At 61.3% G+C, this 17734-nt stretch carries 12 protein-coding genes and 1 pseudogene; 10 read left to right on the forward strand and 3 right to left on the reverse strand.

Annotated elements, in window-relative coordinates; translation table 11 throughout:
* Positions 1–272: 272 nt before the first annotated feature.
* The 5 genes from L888_RS0103605 (at position 273) to L888_RS0103625 (ending at position 8480) form a co-directional block, all read left to right on the forward strand.
* Positions 273–2294: an ABC-F family ATP-binding cassette domain-containing protein gene (locus tag L888_RS0103605; protein ID WP_027951907.1), complete on the forward strand. Its 2022-nt coding sequence runs from the start codon at positions 273–275 to the stop codon at positions 2292–2294.
* Between the two features lie 67 nt (positions 2295–2361).
* Entirely contained in the window at positions 2362–4398 is a 2037-nt protein-coding gene (locus L888_RS0103610; RefSeq protein ID WP_027951908.1) for a M13 family metallopeptidase, read from the forward strand.
* Positions 4399–4413: 15 nt separating this feature from the next.
* Positions 4414–5331: a homoserine O-acetyltransferase MetA gene (metA, locus tag L888_RS0103615; protein WP_005847169.1), complete on the forward strand. Its 918-nt coding sequence runs from the start codon at positions 4414–4416 to the stop codon at positions 5329–5331.
* A gap of 101 nt (positions 5332–5432) precedes the next feature.
* Positions 5433–7454 (forward strand): peptidase U32 family protein, encoded by a 2022-nt coding sequence (locus L888_RS0103620; protein WP_027951909.1) that lies wholly within the window; start codon positions 5433–5435, stop codon positions 7452–7454.
* Positions 7455–7466: 12 nt separating this feature from the next.
* Entirely contained in the window at positions 7467–8480 is a 1014-nt protein-coding gene (locus L888_RS0103625; protein ID WP_027951910.1) for a beta-carotene 15,15'-monooxygenase, read from the forward strand.
* Between the two features lie 33 nt (positions 8481–8513).
* Here L888_RS0103625 and L888_RS0103630 read toward each other — a convergent pair whose 3' ends face one another.
* From L888_RS0103630 to L888_RS14615, 3 genes are read right to left on the reverse strand one after another with little or no spacing between them, the layout of a single operon-like run.
* On the reverse strand, positions 8514–9755 hold the full coding sequence (locus tag L888_RS0103630; protein ID WP_027951911.1) for a GH25 family lysozyme: 1242 nt from the start codon (positions 9753–9755) through the stop codon (positions 8514–8516).
* Between the two features lie 32 nt (positions 9756–9787).
* On the reverse strand, positions 9788–10702 hold the full coding sequence (locus L888_RS0103635; RefSeq protein WP_027951912.1) for a hypothetical protein: 915 nt from the start codon (positions 10700–10702) through the stop codon (positions 9788–9790).
* Positions 10699–10860, reverse strand: a complete 162-nt coding sequence (locus L888_RS14615) for a hypothetical protein (protein WP_169732665.1) — start codon at positions 10858–10860, stop codon at positions 10699–10701. The genes L888_RS0103635 and L888_RS14615 overlap by 4 nt, the downstream gene beginning before the upstream one ends.
* Before the next feature lie 117 nt (positions 10861–10977).
* Here L888_RS14615 and L888_RS0103645 point away from each other — a divergent pair, with 117 nt between their 5' ends.
* The 5 genes and pseudogenes from L888_RS0103645 to L888_RS14405 form a co-directional block, all read left to right on the forward strand.
* Positions 10978–12453 carry an MATE family efflux transporter gene (locus tag L888_RS0103645; protein WP_027951913.1) on the forward strand — a complete coding sequence of 492 codons (1476 nt, stop codon included), beginning with the start codon at positions 10978–10980 and terminating at the stop codon, positions 12451–12453.
* Between the two features lie 43 nt (positions 12454–12496).
* Positions 12497–13918: a DNA recombination protein RmuC gene (gene rmuC / locus L888_RS0103650; protein ID WP_027951914.1), complete on the forward strand. Its 1422-nt coding sequence runs from the start codon at positions 12497–12499 to the stop codon at positions 13916–13918.
* Positions 13919–15011: 1093 nt separating this feature from the next.
* Positions 15012–16241: a site-specific integrase gene (locus L888_RS0103665; RefSeq protein ID WP_027951916.1), complete on the forward strand. Its 1230-nt coding sequence runs from the start codon at positions 15012–15014 to the stop codon at positions 16239–16241.
* Between the two features lie 56 nt (positions 16242–16297).
* Positions 16298–17395 (forward strand): annotated as a pseudogene (locus tag L888_RS13335) (phage integrase SAM-like domain-containing protein); the annotation flags it as partial.
* Between the two features lie 180 nt (positions 17396–17575).
* On the forward strand, positions 17576–17734 hold a 159-nt coding region (locus tag L888_RS14405), incomplete at its 3' end, for a helix-turn-helix domain-containing protein (protein WP_156924977.1).

Genomic DNA, 17734 nt, shown 5'->3' on the forward strand with positions numbered 1-17734 from the left:
GACGATGACGGCGTGTTCGCGCGATGATTGCGGCGTAGCCGCAGCGCGATTGCAGCGTAACGGGGAGCCCGCCAAGCCGCGACCATGCAGGGTGGGGGCGGCGATGGTGCATAGTGGGAGGCCCGATGATGCTGGCCGAGAGCCGCGACCATGCAGGGTGGGGGCCGCGAGCCCGGTTCGTCCGTGCTTGCAAAAGTAATAAAATAATGTGTAGCTGCACGCAATGGGGCTTTTTTTTGTATCTTTGCAGTCTATAAAGATTCGGGAAAAAGATGATTTCGGTAGAGCATTTGACAGTGGAGTTCGGCGTGCGGCCCTTGTTTCATGACGTGAGTTTCGTGGTCAACGACCGCGACCGCATCGCCCTCGTGGGCAAGAACGGGGCCGGCAAGTCCACGATGCTGAAGATTCTGTGCGGTCTGCAGAAGCCCACGGCCGGCACGGTGGCCGTGGCCGGCGACACCACGGTGGGCTACCTGCCACAGGTGATGCGGCTGGCCGACGACACTACCGTGCGCGAAGAGGCGCGCAAGGCCTTTTCGCGACACACCGACATGAAGGCGCGGCTCGACCGCATGCAGCGCGAAATGGCCGAGCGCACCGACTACGAGAGCGCCGGCTACCTGGAGCTGGTGGAGGCATTCACCCAGGAGCACGACCGCTTCATGATGCTCGGCGGCGACAACTACGAGGCCGAAATGGAGCGCACGCTGGCCGGACTGGGCTTCGGCCGCGACGACCTGGACCGCCCCACCAGCGAGTTCTCGGGCGGATGGCGCATGCGCATCGAGCTGGCCAAGATTCTGCTGCGCCACCCCGACGTGCTGCTGCTCGACGAACCGACCAACCATCTCGACATCGAGAGCATACAGTGGCTCGAGCAGTTTCTGGCCCAGAGCGCCAAGGCAGTGGTGCTGGTGAGCCACGACAGGGCTTTCATCAACAACGTGACCAACCGCACCGTGGAGATTACCTGCGGCCACATCGAGGACTACCGCGTGCCCTACGACCAGTATGTAGTGCTGCGGCAGGAGCGGCGGGCCCAGCAGCTGCGCGCCTACGAGAACCAGCAGCGCGAGATGGCCGACACGAAGGCCTTCATCGAGCGGTTTCGTTACCAGGCCACCAAGGCCGTGCAGGTGCAGCAGCGCATCAGGCAGCTGGAGAAAATGGTGCCTGTAGAGGTCGACGATGTGGACAACCGGGCCATGCACCTCAAGTTCCCGCCCTGCCTGCGCTCGGGCGACTTTCCCGTGATTTGCGACGAGGTGGGCAAGGTCTACGGCCGGCACACCGTGTTCGGCCACGTGAACCTCACCATCCGGCGCGGCGAAAAGGTGGCCTTCGTGGGCAAGAACGGCGAGGGCAAGTCCACGCTCGTGAAGTGCATCATGGGCGAGATACCCTTCGAAGGCCGGCTCAAGCTGGGCCACAACGTGCAGATAGGCTACTTTGCACAGAACCAGGCGCAGCTCCTGGACGAGTCGCTCACCATCCACGACACCATAGACCGCGTGGCCACGGGCGACATGCGGCTCAAGATCAACGACCTGCTGGGCGCGTTTATGTTCGGCGGCGAGGTGGCCGACAAGCGCGTCAAGGTGCTCTCGGGCGGCGAACGCTCGCGCCTGGCCATGATACGGCTGCTGCTCGAGCCGGTGAACCTGCTCATCCTCGACGAGCCTACCAACCACCTCGACATGCAGTCGAAGGACGTGCTCAAGGAGGCCATCCGCGCCTTCGACGGCACGGTCATCGTGGTGAGCCACGACCGCGAGTTCCTCGACGGCCTCGTGTCCAAGGTCTACGAGTTTGGCGGCGGCCGCGTGGTGGAGCACTTGGGCGGCATCTACGACTACCTGCGGGCCCGCCGTGCCGAGACCATCCACGAGGCGTTGGCCTCGTCGCCGTCGCCGGCCCCTGTGGCCGCGCCGCCCACAGCCGCCGCCCGGCCCGCCTCAGGCCCGTCGCGCCCGGCCGCCGCACCCGCTGCGGCCAAGGCTCCGGCCCCCACGGCGGCTGCCGGCGACGCCCGCCAGAACTATCAGGAGCACAAGGAACGGCAGAAAAAGATACGCCGCGCCGAGCGCAGCGTCGAGGAGTCGGAGAAGAAGATAGCCCGCCTCGAGGCCCGCCTCAAGGAGCTCGACACCCTGCTCATGCACCCCGACAACGCCGCCAACATGGAGCTCGTGGGCGAGTACACCTCGGCCCAGGCCGCCCTCGACCGCGAGAACGACGCTTGGCTGACGCTCTCCGAAGCCCTCGAGACGCTCCGCGCCGCCGCCGTCTGACGGCTGCCGCCGCGGCGTTCCCCCTCCGGCGGCCCCGCCGCCGACCCCCAACGAATCCCCAACAACCATGTATATGAAACATTTCCTCCCCATGATGATGATGCTCGCCGCCCCCGTGGCCGGCATGGAGGCCCAGAGCAAGTCGGGCCTCGACCTCTCCAACCTGGACCGCACGGCGCGTCCGGCCGACAGTTTCTACCAGTTTGCCACCGGCGGCTGGCAGCGCGCGCACCCCCTGCCCACCGCCTACAGCCGCTATGGCAGCTTCGACATGCTGCAGGAAAACGTGAACCGGCAGGTCAACACCATCCTCGCCGACCTGTCGCGCAAGGCCTACAAGCCCGGCACCACCGAGCGCAAGCTCAGCGACTTCTACCGGCTCGCCGCCGACTCGGCCCGCCGCAACCGCGAGGGGCTGGGCCCCGTGCAGCCCCTGCTGGCCGAAATGGAGGCCGCCCGCAGCCTCGACGACCTGCGCCGCTTGCAGCTCAAGTACGCGCGGCTGGGCTATGGCGTGCCCTTCGGCTCGGGCTTCGCGGCCGACGACAAAAACGTGACGATGAACATTCTCGTGCTGCGTCAGGGCGGCCTCACGCTGGGACAGAGAGACTGGTACCTCAACACCGACAAGGCCACGGCCGACGTGCGCGAGGCCTTCCGCCACCACATCGTGCGCATGTTCCGCCTCTATGGCTTCACCGAGGAGCAGTCGGCGCGGAAAGGCGAGGCCGTGTTCCGCTTCGAGACCACGCTCGCCCTCGTCTCCAAGAGCAACACCGAGCTGCGCGACCCCCAGGCCAACTACAACAAGATGACGCTCGCCGCCTTCGAGGCAGCCTGGCCCAACATCCCGCTGCGGGCCCTCTCGCAGGCCCAAGGCATCGACACGGCCGCCATCCGCGAGGTTGTTGTGGGCCAGCCCGCTTTCTTCACGGGTTGCGACCGGCTCGCCGCACTGCTCACGGCCGACGAGTTGCGCGCCCTCATGGAGTGGGACGTCATCATGGGTTCGGCCAATGTTCTGTCGGACAACGTGCGTGAGGCCAACTTCGACTTCTTCGGCAAGACGATGAAAGGACGCAAGGAAGACTTCCCCCTCTGGAAGCGCGCCACCGTCCAAGTGGAGCACGCCATGGGCGAAGCACTCGGCAAAATGTACTGCGAACGCTACTTCCCCGCCTCGAGCAAGCGCATGATGGAGGAGCTCGTGCGCCAGCTTCAGCTCAGCCTGGCCCAGCGCATCGACGCCCAGACCTGGATGAGCGACTCCACCAAGGCCAACGCCCACGACAAGCTCGACCGCTTCTACGTGAAGATTGGCTACCCCAACAAGTGGACCGACTACGCCCGCCTTGACATCGACCCGGCCCGGAGCTACTACGAGAACGTGGTGGCCGCACGCCTGTTTGCCGTGGACAAGGAGATACGCGACAAGGCCGGGCGGCCCGTAGACCGCGACGAGTGGTACATGACACCCCAGACCGTCAACGCCTACTACAACCCCACGACCAACGAAATCTGCTTCCCGGCCGGCATCCTGCAGCGGCCTTTCTTCGACCCCAAGGCCGACGATGCCTTCAACTACGGGGCCATCGGCGTGGTGATAGGCCATGAAATGACCCACGGCTTCGACGACCAGGGCCGCCAGTACGACGCCACGGGCAACCTGCACGACTGGTGGACGGCCGCCGACGCCCGCGGATTCGACCAGCGCGCCAAGCTCTACGCCGACTTTTTCGACGCCATCGAGGTGCTGCCCGGCCTGCACGCCAACGGCCGCTTCACCCTCGGCGAGAACCTGGCCGACCACGGAGGCCTGCAGGTGGCCTACAACGCCCTGCGCAATGTCACGGCCACCCGCCCGCTGAAGACCGCCGACGGCTTCACCCCCGCCCAGCGCTTCTTCATCGCCTACGCCGGCGTGTGGGGCCAGAACATCACCGAACAGGAAATCCGCAACCGCGTGAAGACCGACCCCCACTCGCTCGGACGCTGGCGCGTGGACGGCGCCCTGCCCCACATCGACGCCTGGTACGAGGCTTTCGGCGTGACCCCCGCCGACAAAATGTACATTCCCCAGAGCGAGCGGCTGCAGCTCTGGTAACCAGAATCCCACGCCATGCCCTTACGCTTACCCGACAGGCTGCCGGCCGTAGACATCCTGAAGAAGGAGAATATCTTCGTCATGAACGAGAGCCGGGCCCACACACAGATGGTGAGGCCGCTGAAAATCGTCGTGCTCAACCTCATGCCGCTGAAGATTACGACCGAGACCGACCTCATCCGCCTGCTCTCCAACACGCCCCTGCAGCTGGAGGTGAACTTCATGAAACTGCGCAGCCACACGCCGAGGAACACGCCCATCGAGCACATGCTCATGTTCTACAAGGACTTTGACATCCTTAGACAGCAGAAGTGGGACGGCATGATTGTCACCGGCGCCCCCATCGAGCAGATGCCGTTCGAGGAGGTGGAGTACTGGGAGGAGATAAAAACCATCTTCGACTGGGCCCGCACCCACGTCACTTCCACGCTCTACATCTGCTGGGCGGCCCAGGCGGGGCTCTACCATTTCTATGGCGTGCCCAAGTATCCGCTGGCTGAAAAGATGTTCGGCATCTTCCGGCAGACGCCTCTTGTGCCCGAGTTGCCCATCTTCCGAGGCTTCGACGACGTGTTCATGATGCCCCACAGCCGCCACACCGAGGTGCACCGCGAGGACATCGAGGCTGTTCCGGCGCTCACCGTCATCGCCGAGTCGGAGCGCAGCGGAGTGAGCATGGTCATGGCGCGGGGCGGCCGCGAGTTCTTCATCACCGGCCACCTGGAGTATGCCCCCGACACGCTCGACAAGGAATACCGCCGCGACCTGGGCAAGCGCAACGACGTACCGCTGCCCCGCAACTACTATCGCGCCGACGATCCGGCCCAGGGACCGCTGGTGACGTGGCGGTCGCACGCCAACCTGCTGTTCAGCAACTGGATCAATTATTACGTCTATCAGGAGACGCCCTACAACATCAACGAGATAGAATAGCCGTCGGCACGGGGCCGTGCGGACTGTTGCACGCTTCCGCGCCGCTGCCTTGCAGGGGTTGTACGCCCTCCCGCACGGGTGGAGCGGCCGCCTTTTTCACTATGCGCAAACTCGAACTCCTGGCTCCTGCCAGGGACTTGGCCTGCGGCTTGGCCGCCATCGACCACGGGGCCGACGCCGTCTACATCGGTGCCGAACACTTTGGTGCGCGGGCCGCCGCCGGCAATTCGCTGGCCGACATCGCCGCGCTCTGCACCCATGCCCACCGGTTTGGGGCCCGCGTCTACGTCACTGTCAACACCATTGTCTACGAGCAAGAGCTCGCCGCCACGCGGCAGCTTGTCACCGATTTGTCGCGCATCGGCGTGGATGCCATGCTCGTGCAGGACATGGGCATGCTGGAACTGCGCCGCGAGGCCCTGGCCAGGGTGGGTCGGGCACCGCTGCTCCATGCCTCGACGCAGTGCGACACGCGCTCGGCCGAAAAGGTGGAATGGCTGCGGCGGCTCGGTTTTGCGCGTGCCGTGCTGGCCCGCGAGCTGTCGCTCGAAGAGATAGAAGCCATCCACAAAGCCGTGCCGGACATCGAGCTCGAGGTGTTTGTGCACGGGGCGTTGTGCGTGAGTTATTCGGGCGTGTGCTACGCCTCGCAGCACTGTTTCGGGCGGTCGGCCAACCGGGGAGCGTGTGCCCAGTTCTGCCGCATGCGCTTCGACCTCGTCGATGCCGACGGCCACGTCGTCGAACAAGGCCGTCATCTGCTCTCGATGAAGGACATGAGCCAGCTCGACCACCTGGAGGAACTGGCCGATGCCGGCGCCACATCGTTCAAGATAGAGGGGCGGCTCAAGGACGAGGGCTACGTCAAAAACGTGGTGTCGGCCTTCAGTCGGCGGCTCGACGAGCTGGTGGCGCGCCATCCGCAACGCTATGCACGGGCCTCGCGCGGGCGGGTGGCGTACAGCTTCGAGCCCAACCTGCAGAAGACTTTCAACCGCGGCTTCACCACCTACTTCCTAAAAGGGCGGCAGCCCGACATCGCCTCTTTCGACACACCCAAGGCTCTTGGCGAGTTCGTGGGGCGGGTGAAGGAGCTGCGGCGCGACTCGTTCAACGTGGCTGGAACGGCGGCATTTGCCAATGGCGACGGGCTTTGCTTCATCAACGAGGAGCACGAGCTGGAGGGTTTCCGCGTGAACCGCGCCGTGGGCAACCGCCTCTACCCCCTCCGCATGCCGCGCGGGCTCAAGGCGGGAACGGGTCTTTACCGCAACAACGACGAGGCTTTCGAGCGTGTGCTGGCTGGCGCCACGGCCCAACGCACGCTGCCCGTGCGGATGTGGCTGGGGCTCACGCCCTCTGGATTCCGCCTCCGGGTGTGGCCTGCACCTGCAGGAGCCGGCACCTCAACACCGCCGGACGGGCTCGTTCAGGCCGGGCCCGAGGCCGGGGAGCTGGTGGGCGAGGCCACGGTGGACTTTGCACACGAGGCCGCCAAGTCGGCCCAGACCGACAACATACGCCGGCAGCTGGGCAAGTTGGGTGGCACGCTCTTCAGTTGCGACGGCATCGGCATCGACGACGAGGCCGCGCAGCTCTTCATTCCGTCCAGTCTGCTGGCCGCGTTGAGGCGCGAAGCCGTGGAGCATCTGGCCGCGGCTCTCGAAGAAAACAGGGGTGTTGAAGACAGCCCGAACGTGGATTCTAAAGACAACAAGAACAAAGAAAACAACCCAAATACCGATGTTGAAGACAACATCGACGACAAAAACAACTTGAACAACCCTGCCAAGGAAGCCGCTCCAGCCGCCGCCCGCGTGTGGCAACCCGAGTACCGGCAGTTCCCCTACCTCTACAACGTGTCCAATCATCTGGCCCGCGACTTCTATGCCGCCCACGGCTTGCTCCGCGTGGGCCCGGCCTTCGAGCTGGAGGGGCGGCAGCATGGGGCCCTGCTCATGCAGTGCCGCCACTGCCTGCGCTATGCGCTGGGCTTTTGTGTGCGCCATGGCGGCCGCAAGCCCACGTGGCGCGAGCCGCTCGTGCTGCGGCTGGGCGACGGCCGTCGGTTCCGTCTGGAGTTCCGTTGCGACGAGTGCCAGATGAACATTTACAGTGAGTAGCCGCCCGAATCCATGAGAAATCCCATTCCCTTTTCCCTGCGCCCCGCCTTCGTGGCGGCCGTGGCCCTGCTGGCTGCAACACTGCTGGGCTCGTGCTACGTGAGCCATCGGCGGCCCCATGCGGCCCAGCCCTACAGCGAGCGACAGCTCGACTCGCTCTCGTTCTTCTCCACCCATCACTACACCAACAACTACAACTTCGTGGTGCGGGCCGACAGCCTGGAGCTGCTGCGCCAGCAACCCGAGGAGTTGCTGGGCGGCATGCAGACCGATTCGTTCACCGTGTACCGCGGGGCGCACCTTGTCGTGGCCGACATCCGCATGGTGCCGGCCGACCCTGTCGACTCCGTGTGGGTGCAACTGGCCAACGATACCTCGGCCTTTGGCTGGACACGCGAGAGCCTGCTCCTGCCCCGCGTCATGCCGGACGACCCCATTTCTGAGTTCATCTCCGACTTTTCGGGCTCGCATGTCATTGTTTTCCTCGTGGTCATCGTGGTTTTTGCAGCCAGCTACCTGCTGTGGAGCATCTTCAGGCGACGGGCGCGCATCGTCCATTTCAACGACATCGACTCCTTCTATCCCACGCTGCTCTGTCTCATTGTGGCGGCATCGGCCGCGCTTTATGCCAGTATTCAGCTCTTTGCGCCGCAGATGTGGCAGCACTTCTACTTCCATCCCACACTCAATCCTTTCAGTCTTCCGCCCGTGCTGGGCGTGTTCCTGCTGTCGGTGTGGGCCATGCTCATCGTGGCGCTGGCCGCTTTCGACGACGTGCGCCACCAGCTGCCGGCGGGCGAGGCCCTGCTCTATCTGGGCGGATTGGCCGCCGTGTGTGCCGTGAACTATATTGTGTTCAGCCTCACCGTGCTCTATTTCGTGGGCTATGTGCTGCTTGCCGGCTACGCTTTCTACGCCTTGCGCCAGTACCTGCGCCACAGCCGCGCGCCCTATCGCTGCGGCCGTTGTGGCGCGAGGATGCGGCGCAAGGGCCGGTGTCCGCACTGCGGGGCGGTCAACGAATGAGGCCGCCGCACGCCTTTCCCCCTTTTCTTTCGTTTATTTTTTGCGGACGGCGGCCAGCCATTGGCGGAATTCGCCGCTGTAACCATTGAACACATTGATGTCCACCTCGCCGTGGATGCCGCGCACGCGGCCGTCGGGGGCGAGCTGCCAAATCCACAGTTTCACGTCGGGCTTGTACTCGCCGTAGCGCGCTATCCACACCGGATAGCCGTGTTTGACGTCGGGAGCCGCGTTGAGGTATCGGTTCACGAAGAGCTGGCTGACGTAGAGCACGGGGCGCATGCCCGTTTGCCGCTCCACGATGTGCAGCCAGCTGCGCACGCGCGCCCACATGGCCGCCGGGCCTCCCATCTTTTTTACCTGGCTGGGCAGCGGTTCCAGGTCGAGCACGGGCGGCAGGTCGCCCGTGCGGAAGTGGCTGTGGCGCAGGAAGTGGGCCGCCTGCTCGGCCCCCGTGCTCCGGTGGGAGAAGAAGTGGTAGCTGCCCACCGGGTAGCCGTGGGCCCGCGCGGCGGCGTAGTCGGCGGCGTAGTAGCGGTTGGTGAGCGAGGCTCCTTCGGTGCTCTTGATGAAGATGAACGACACGCGGTAGTCGACGGTCCCGCTCACTTTCTTCTTCGAGAGCGAGCCCAGATGGCTGATGCGCAGCCGGCTCCAGTCGATGGTGTAGCGGCGGCGGCCCCGCTCGTGCTGGTGCTTGGACAGGTCGATGCCGTAGATGCGGTCGGCGGTGTAGTGCAGTCGCTCGCCTTTATACACGTCGGCTTTCCACTCGCCCACGCGGAAGTAGCGGTGCTGCGAGGAGAAGCCGAAGCCCGTGCGCTCGTCGGCCACCCACTGCCCTTCGTAGTAGGTGCCCAGTGTGTCGCGGTAATGGCCGTAGCCGCGGGCCCGCAGCCGGCGGTCGAACTCGCCCGTGTAGACGCCCGCCGAGTCGTGGCGGGTGCCCGTCACGAGGGTGTCGTGGTCCCACACGCCGTCGATGCGGCGGCCCGACGTGTCTGTGGTCCAGCCCCGTCCCTGGCGCATGCCGCCGCGCCACGAGCCCGAGTAGACCACGGTGTCGCCGCGGGTGAGCACGCCCAGCCCATCGCGCAGGCCGTGGCGCAGCTGCCCGCGGTAGGTCGTGTCGCCGCGGCGAATGGTGAACACGTCGCTCCCGGGGGCCGAACAGCCCGCCGTCAGCAGCGTCGTGAGCAGTAGCAGGGCAGCCAGAGGGTGATAGAGGAGGGAGCGGCGGCGGCGCGTCCGCCCGTTGGGCAAATATCGAGTCATGTGTTTCTGCATATAAGAAAGGAGTGGGGCAGTCAGTCCCCGACCTGCTGCCCGGCCACCACGCCGATGAACCGGCCGTGGCGTGTAAAGGCCGCACTGCCGTCGGCAGCGAAGAGCCGCGGCAGGTCGTGGCGGCCGCGGTCGAGCCGGCCCTCGGTGAGCAGGGTGTGGCGGGGCAGCCGTGTGCCAGCCGGCACCACCGTCACGACGATGATGCGGCGGTGGGCGGGAGCCAGCCAGGGCGTGTTGCGCACGGCGTAGACCCCCCAGGGCTTCATGAAGCGGCGGGTGCGGATGATGAGGGACTCGCCCCGCCGGCCCACCTTGGTGACGGCCGGATGGCACGAAACCTGCTGCGGCCGCCCGTCGCCGTCGAACCAAGTCACGGTGTAGTCGCCGCGCTCCACCAGCCGCAGCCGGCCGCGCGTGTCCACCCGGGCCAGCCGTCGGCACACGTTGCGCAGCGAGTCGGTCTCGCGCCGCTGCCCGGCCGCATAGACTGCGATGCGCGTATAGCCCTCGTCGCGCACGCCGTGGCTGCGCAGGTAGTAGGCCAGCTCCTTGCGTTCGGTCTCCTTTCGCCCGAGCAGTGCGGCCATGGAGTCGCGCCGTGCCTCCACCCAGCGGCGCAGGTTGGCGGCTCCCCGCCAGCTCGCAGCGGTGCGCGGGCTGTGCGCGGGCTTCACGGTGAGCACGCGTCCGTCGCAGCTGGGCCACCACCAGTGGCGGTTAATCCACACGCCCTGCTGCTCCACGGTGTCGGTTTGCAGCGGCAGCGTGTCGCCGCCGGCCACGAGGCAGAGCGACTGCCGCCCCCTGACCAGGCAGACTGCACTGCGCATGTCGGCCTCGGTGGCGGGCAGCATGCGCACGCCCAGCCACCCGCCCGCCCCGAGGGCGAGCACCGCTGCAGCCGCCCCGAGGCGGCAAAGCCATCGCCGCCTCATGGCCGGAAGAAAGTTTTGGGGGCGCTGAGGCGGCGGCGTGCCACGTCGGGGTGGCTGCCGTGCACCGTCATCACGTCCACGAAGCCCATGGAGAAGAGTCCGCGCAGGGCCCCGCCCTCGAGCGCGAGCCCCGTCCTGGTCGATTCTTGATTTGTCATTGCCTTGCAAAGTTACGCATTTTATCGCATGCTTGTCCGCTTTTCCGGCCTTTTCTCCCCTTGGGGTCAATCTTTTTTGGTACCTTTGCCCCTCCATCACCAGCACCCTTTCAGGCCATGACCCACCGCCCCAGCTCCTCCGTCCCCGCCTCCGGGCCCTCCACAGACCGCGCCATCCTGCGGCTGGCCGTGCCCTCCATCGTGAGCAACATCACGGTGCCGCTGCTCGGACTGGTGGACCTTGCCATCGTGGGCCACCTGCAGGCGCCCGGCGGCTCGGGCCGCTACATCGCCGCCATAGCCGTGGGCACGATGATATTCAACGTGATGTACTGGCTCTTCGGCTTCCTGCGCATGGGCACCAGCGGGCTCACGGCCCAGGCCCTGGGGCGTGGCGACTGGGCCGGGGTGGGGCTGTTGCTGCGGCGGTCGGTGCGCACGGCCCTCGCCATTGCCGCCTGTTTCGTGGTGTTGCAGTGGCCACTGGGGTGGCTGGCACTCACGCTTATCCACCCCTCGGCCCAGGTATGGCCGCTGGCCGGCCGGTATTTCGACATCGTTATCTGGGGTGCCCCGGCCATGCTGACGCTCTACAGCCTGAACGGTTGGTTCGTGGGCATGCAGACCACACGCGTTCCCATGCAGGTGGCCCTGTTCCAGAACGTGGTCAATATCGTGGCTTCGGTGGCCTTCGTCTTCGGCTTGGGGCTGCGCATCGAGGGCGTGGCCCTGGGCACGCTGGTGGCCCAGTGGAGCGGTGTGGGGCTGGCGGCGTGGCATGCGCGGCGGATGTGGCGCAGCGCGGCGGCGGCCCATGGCATGGCGGCGGCGCCCCGAGACTGTGTGTCCGGGCCCCATGGCGCGTCGGCGGCAGTGGAGCCGGCACACGGGGCGCGGCCCTCGTTCTTCCGCGTGAACCGCGACATCTTCCTGCGCACGCTGTGCCTGGTGGCGGTGAACCTCTTCTTCACGTCGGCCGGTGCGCGGCAGGGCGACATGGTGCTGGCCGTGAACACGCTGCTCATGACCTTTTTCACGCTCTTCAGCTACGTCATGGACGGCTTTGCCTTTGCCGGCGAAGCCCTGGGCGGCCGCCTCTACGGCGCGGGCGACGGGGCCGGACTGCGCCGCCTGGTGCGCCGTCTCTTCGTGTGGGGGGCGGGCATGATGGCGGTCTTCACGGCCGTCTACGCCCTCGGTGGCACGGGCTTTCTGGGTCTGCTCACCAGCGACGGGGCCGTGGTGCAGGCCGCCGCGGCCTATCTGCCGTGGGCCTGCCTGGTGCCCGTGGCGGGCATGGCGGCCTTTGTCTACGACGGCATCTTCATCGGTCTGGCGGCCACGCGCGGCATGCTCGTCTCCAGTGTGGCGGCCACGGCGGCTTTCTTCGCCGTCTTTGCGGGCGGTGGCGCGGTGCTGGCGGGCGGTGGCGCGGGTGTGTTTCCGGCCGCCAAGGCCGCGACTTCGGCCTCCTCTCCGATGCTCAACCACTTTCTTTGGCTCGCCTTTCTCGTTTATCTGGCCGCCCGCGGCCTGTTGCAGCACCTGATTTTCAGACATCACCGCAGCCTCCGCCGGCAGCGGGTGGGGTGAGCAACTTGTTGACACAGTGTGTTTTTTTAGAAATCGTAAAGATATGCAAATCCTTTTTCTCATTATCGGACTCCTCATTGGCGCAGCCCTGACGGGACTGCTGGTACAGAACAAGCGCAAGGGCCTGGAGGCCGAACTGCTGCTGGCACGCCAGCAGACTGACTCGGAGGTCCGCCAACGTCGGGACACGGAGGCTCGCCTCGCCGCCGCCGCCGACCAGCTGGCCGCCCTGCAACAGCAGCTCACGGCCGCCAAGGTGGCCGTCAGCGCCGTGCAGGCACAGCTCGACACCGAGCGGCGGCAGCACGACGAAGAGGAGGCGCGGCGCAGCGAACGGCAGGCCCGCCTCGAAGACGAACGCCGCGAACAGCAGCTGCACCGCGAGCGGCAGCTGCAACAGCAGTTCGAGGCGCAGCTGGAAACGGTGAGGGAGCAGTTCCAGAACCTCGCCGCACGCGTGATGGACCACACCGCCGACAGGCTGAAGACGCAGAACACGGAGTCGATGCAGACGCTCACCGCTCCCCTGCGCGAGAACATCAGCAAGCTGCACGAGGCCATCGCACAAACCAATCAGGAGACGGCGCGATCCACCGCCTCGCTGGCACAGCAGCTCAAAGCCATGGCCGAGCAGACGGAGAAGATAGACCACACGGCCAACAGGCTCACCAACGTGATGCGCGGAGGCAGCAAGATTCAGGGCAACTGGGGCGAACTCATCCTCACCGAGATACTCGAACAGAACGGTTTCCGCGAGGGAGTGAACTACGACGTGCAGCAGACGCTCACCGACGAACGTGGACAGGCGCTCACCAACGACGAGAGCGGCCGCCGCATGATACCCGACGTGGTCCTGCATTATCCCAAGAACGAGGACGTGATTATCGATGCAAAGATGTCCATCGAGGCCTACGAGCAGTATGTCAACACCGAGAGCGAGGCCCTGCGCAAGAAGTATGCCGACGACCTGGTGCGCAGCATCCGCACGCAGTTCATGGGGCTGGCGCGCCGCGACTACAGCAGCTACGTGCGGCCGCCGCGCCATGCCATCGACTTCGTCATCATGTTCGTGCCCAACGAGGGGGCGCTGCAGCTGGCCCTGGCTACCGACAAGCGGCTGTGGAGCGAGGCCTTCGAGCGGCATGTGTTCATCACTTCGCAGCAGAATCTGATGGCTATCCTGAAGATGATCGAGGTGGCGTGGCGGCAGTACACGCAGACGGAGAACCAGCTGCGGGTGTACAGCCTGGCCGAGGAACTGCTCAAACGGGTGGGCGAGTTCATCAAGCGGTTCGACAAGGTGAAGCGCGACATCGAGACCTTGGGCAAGGACTATGAGGACGCTTACAACAAGGCCTACACGGGTCGGCAGAGCATTGTGCAGAAAGCCAACGAGCTGAAGCAGCTCGGGGTCAAGGAGTCGGGCAACCAACCCATCCCCGAAGCAGAGGTGGAGCTGGCGTAGAGCCGCCCCGCCCCTCGCCTCACGCTGCGCCCTTTGTTCTTCGCACGCCGGGACATGTGTTTTTGCACGCCAAGACCATCGTTGCTGCACGCAGAGACATGTGTTTTTGCACGCAGAGGCGCAGAGGCAGGGAGGACAGCCCGACAGGTTCTGCCAGAGAGGCCGCAGAGGCTGGGAGGGAAAGGAGGAGAGGGAGACAGGGCTGCGCATGGGTGTTTGGACAGAACAACATATTGGACAAGTGGCTGCACGGTGAAAGCTCTCACAGATTTCGCAGATTACACAGATGCTGCGCGATGGATGTTTGGACGTAACTACATAGCTGACAAATGGTTGCACGATGTTTTTTTGGACATAATTACATACAAAACAAATGGCTGTGTGATGACGGCGCAGCGGTGGGATGATTGCGGCGTAATCGCCGTGCGGTTACGCCGCAATCGCCTCGCGTTGACGGCGTAATGGTCGAACGAAAACGGGGAAACGGCGATGAGGCAAACCGAAAGAACCGCGGTAGAAATATAGGCACATACCCCGCGTGTGTCCGCCAACCCCTTTCTTTTTTCGGACAAACAGATCGTATGTTGCTACAATTTGTCGACAAATCCGTGATTTGTCGCGCCCTTTTATGCCTGTCCCCGTCATTCCCTTTTCGGACATACAGGACGTATGTTCCTACAATTATAGTGCGTATATCCTACAATTATAGTGCGTATATCCTACAATTACAGTCGGTAACTAATCAATGAAAATGAAGAAGTATAGGAGTTGGCGCAAACTAACTGATAATGAGGATGGAATACACGAATTGGCATAATACTGCTCTGTTTGTAAAGGGCAGAAATATGCAGATTTAGGCAGAAGTTCAGTTACCAGAGTGTTACCTTGTTTTGATGTTGGTAACGATGGAGAAGAAATAGGTAACTGAATTATTTTCGCTCGTGTGGCTGTTGCTTTGGTCGGCAGTTTTCTGCGTAAGTGAGGAACGCTTTAATTCGGGTAACTTTGCATAAGACAGGCTGCACTCGTCCATTTGAGAGCAAGCTCTCATGGAACTCGTTTGCACTGTCTTTGCCCATAAATATTAAAGCGTATGAAAACAGAGAAAATGAAGGTGTTGCTCTACCTTAAAAAGAGCGGTATAGGCAAATCAGGTAAAGCCCCGATTATGGGGCGGATAACACTTGGAAGGAGTATTGCGCAGTTCAGTTGTAAGCTTTCCTGTAATCCTGATTTGTGGAATTCACGTGAGAGCAGGATGGACGGCAAGAGCGGTGAGGCGGTAGAAATTAATGGGAGGTTGGAAAATCTTCTGCTTTCCATTCAATCTGCCTATCAGTCTTTGATTGCCAAAGGCCAGCCATTTGATGCAGCCGATGTAAAGGAGCTGTTTCAAGGTAGCGTGCAGGCTCGCTGTATGCTCATCGAAAGACTGGACATGCTCATCAAGGAGAAAGAAAACCATATCGGTATAGACATCAAGGAAGGGTCTATGTCCGCCTATCATTCCACTCGGAAACGATTGCAGGAGTTCATTCAGAGAAAGTATCATGTTTCGGATTTGGCTTTCTCGCAGCTTACAGAAAGCTTTATCTACGAATTGCAGACGTTCTGTCTCGGTGAACTTGGTCATCAGCAAAGCACATTCTTCAGAGTTGCTGCCGATTTGAAGACCGTCTGCAGGCTGGCTTATCGCGAGGGACTGGCTGACACGCTTCTGTTTGACAAAGTCCATATAGAACGCGGAGACAAGGAAGCGCCCAAGGCTCTTGACCAAGAAGCATTGAACAAACTGAAAGCAATCTGCTTTGATGAATTGGAAAAAGAAATGGAAACTGCTCGTGATGTGTTTCTCTTCGCCTGTTATACCGGTGCAGCCTATTGTGATTTGATGGAACTAAGCAAGAAGCATCTTGTCCATGATGATGCAGGTAGTTTTTGGTTGAAGTTCAACCGACAGAAGACGGGTGTGCTTTGTCGTATCAAACTATTGCCAGAAGCTGTTCGGTTAATTGAGAAAATGCACAGCGATGAAAGGGAAACACTGATCCCCCATATCAAGTATCCCACTTATCAGTCTTGTCTCAAAGCCTTACGATTACGGGCAGGTATTTCTTTTCCCTTTACCTCGCATACGGCAAGACATACCTTTGCCACGCTTATCACCTTGGAACAGGGCGTTCCTATTGAAACGGTCAGCAAGATGCTGGGACATACGAATGTAAATATGACCGAACGTTATGCGAAGGTTACGCCGCAGAAACTCTTTGAGGAGTTTAACCGTTTCCTTTCTTTCACCGAAGATATGTATTTGACTATCTAATCCCTATACTTTGTATATTCTTATGCATTCATTCCAGAAATTAAAACAACAAGACAATGAGAAGTACATTCAAGACACTATTCTATATCAACAGACAGAAGACAAAGGCAGACGGCAAGACCACCATTCTCTGCCGTATCACCATAGACGGAAAGAGTACCGCCATTACCACAGGCGAGCAGTGCAAATCCTCTGAGTGGAACAGCAAACAAAGATTGACAACCGACAAGAAAACCAATCAAAGAATCGGCGAGTTTAAAGGACTTGTAGAAAAGACCTATCAGGATATTCTGATAAAGGAGGGAGTGGTAAGTGTAGAACTACTTAAAAACCGTTTACAGGGAATAGCCACCACACCAACAACGCTCCTTGCCATGAGCAAGGCAGAATTGCTATCCGTTAAAGTGTGCGTGGGCAAATCGAGAGCTGAGGGAACCTATCAGAATCTTCTCTATTCAGATAAGTTGCTTACGGAGTTTGTAAAGGATAAGGGAATGACGGATATAGTCATAGCCACTATAACGGAAGACTTGTTTGAAGAATACCGTTTCTATCTGAAAAAACGAGGTTTGGCAACAGCAACCATGAATCGCTATCTTTGTTGGCTGAGTAGGCTGATGTATCGTGCGGTCAGTCAAAGAATCATCCGTTGCAATCCCTTTGAGAATGCCAAGTATGAGAAAGCGGAACAGAAGATACGCTTTTTGCAAAAGAGCGAAGTATCTAAACTTATGGCACTGAGAGTACCTGATAAGGAGGCAGAACAAGCAAGACGGCTGTTTGTCTTTGCCTGTTTTACAGGTTTGGCTATTGCTGATATGGAACATTTGCAATCGGGACACATTCAAACGGCAGCCGACGGACAGAAATATATCCGAAAAGAACGGCAGAAGACAAAGGTGGAGTTTGTCGTGCCACTACACCCGATAGCGGAAGCCATCATCAATCAATGCAAGAAAGAACAACCAAGCATGAAAGAAATGCAGACAGTGAAAGGAAAAGGCGACGACTTTATTTTTCACTGTGCTTGTAGCCGTAGCGTGATGAGTGCAAAGCTGAGTATCGTGGGCAAGGCTTGCGGTATCAGAGAGCGGTTGTCCTATCACATGGCAAGGCACACTTTCGGTACGATGAGTTTAAGTGCAGGAATACCTGGAAAAGCCACTCTACTTTGACCCTTTTGGCCAAACAGGATTGCTCACCTTGGCCATAATATGATTGACCCTTTTGGCCAAAATAACATTAACCACTTAGTACAAGTGTCGTTAGAGTTTTTTTATGTAGATTTGGGAACCCGAGTCCTGGTGTAAGGGGTAATAATAAAATCTATGCAAATGAACAAGAGAATCAAGAACATTTTAAGATGTTATGCGGCAGGGATGGGTATCAAGGAAACGGCATCCACATTCCATACTTCCCGTAACACTGTCCGCAAGTATGTCCGTCTGTTCCTTTCAAGTGAGAAAAGCATCGATCAGCTTCTCTCCCTTTCC

It is taken from the genome of Hallella seregens ATCC 51272, assembly GCF_000518545.1.
GTDB lineage: Bacteria > Bacteroidota > Bacteroidia > Bacteroidales > Bacteroidaceae > Prevotella > Prevotella seregens.

What these genes read in the sequence shown, in the direction of transcription:
- L888_RS0103620 (WP_027951909.1), top strand. Translation starts at nt 5,433, where the DNA reads ATGCGCAAACTCGAACTCCTGGCTCCTGCCAGGGACTTGGCCTGCGGC.
- L888_RS0103625 (WP_027951910.1), top strand. Translation starts at nt 7,467, where the DNA reads ATGAGAAATCCCATTCCCTTTTCCCTGCGCCCCGCCTTCGTGGCGGCC.
- metA (WP_005847169.1), top strand. Translation starts at nt 4,414, where the DNA reads ATGCCCTTACGCTTACCCGACAGGCTGCCGGCCGTAGACATCCTGAAG.
- L888_RS0103605 (WP_027951907.1), top strand. Translation starts at nt 273, where the DNA reads ATGATTTCGGTAGAGCATTTGACAGTGGAGTTCGGCGTGCGGCCCTTG.
- L888_RS0103665 (WP_027951916.1), top strand. Translation starts at nt 15,012, where the DNA reads ATGAAAACAGAGAAAATGAAGGTGTTGCTCTACCTTAAAAAGAGCGGT.
- L888_RS0103630 (WP_027951911.1), bottom strand. Translation starts at nt 9,755, where the DNA reads ATGACTCGATATTTGCCCAACGGGCGGACGCGCCGCCGCCGCTCCCTC.
- L888_RS0103635 (WP_027951912.1), bottom strand. Translation starts at nt 10,702, where the DNA reads ATGAGGCGGCGATGGCTTTGCCGCCTCGGGGCGGCTGCAGCGGTGCTC.
- L888_RS0103610 (WP_027951908.1), top strand. Translation starts at nt 2,362, where the DNA reads ATGTATATGAAACATTTCCTCCCCATGATGATGATGCTCGCCGCCCCC.
- rmuC (WP_027951914.1), top strand. Translation starts at nt 12,497, where the DNA reads ATGCAAATCCTTTTTCTCATTATCGGACTCCTCATTGGCGCAGCCCTG.
- L888_RS14615 (WP_169732665.1), bottom strand. Translation starts at nt 10,860, where the DNA reads ATGACAAATCAAGAATCGACCAGGACGGGGCTCGCGCTCGAGGGCGGG.
- L888_RS0103645 (WP_027951913.1), top strand. Translation starts at nt 10,978, where the DNA reads ATGACCCACCGCCCCAGCTCCTCCGTCCCCGCCTCCGGGCCCTCCACA.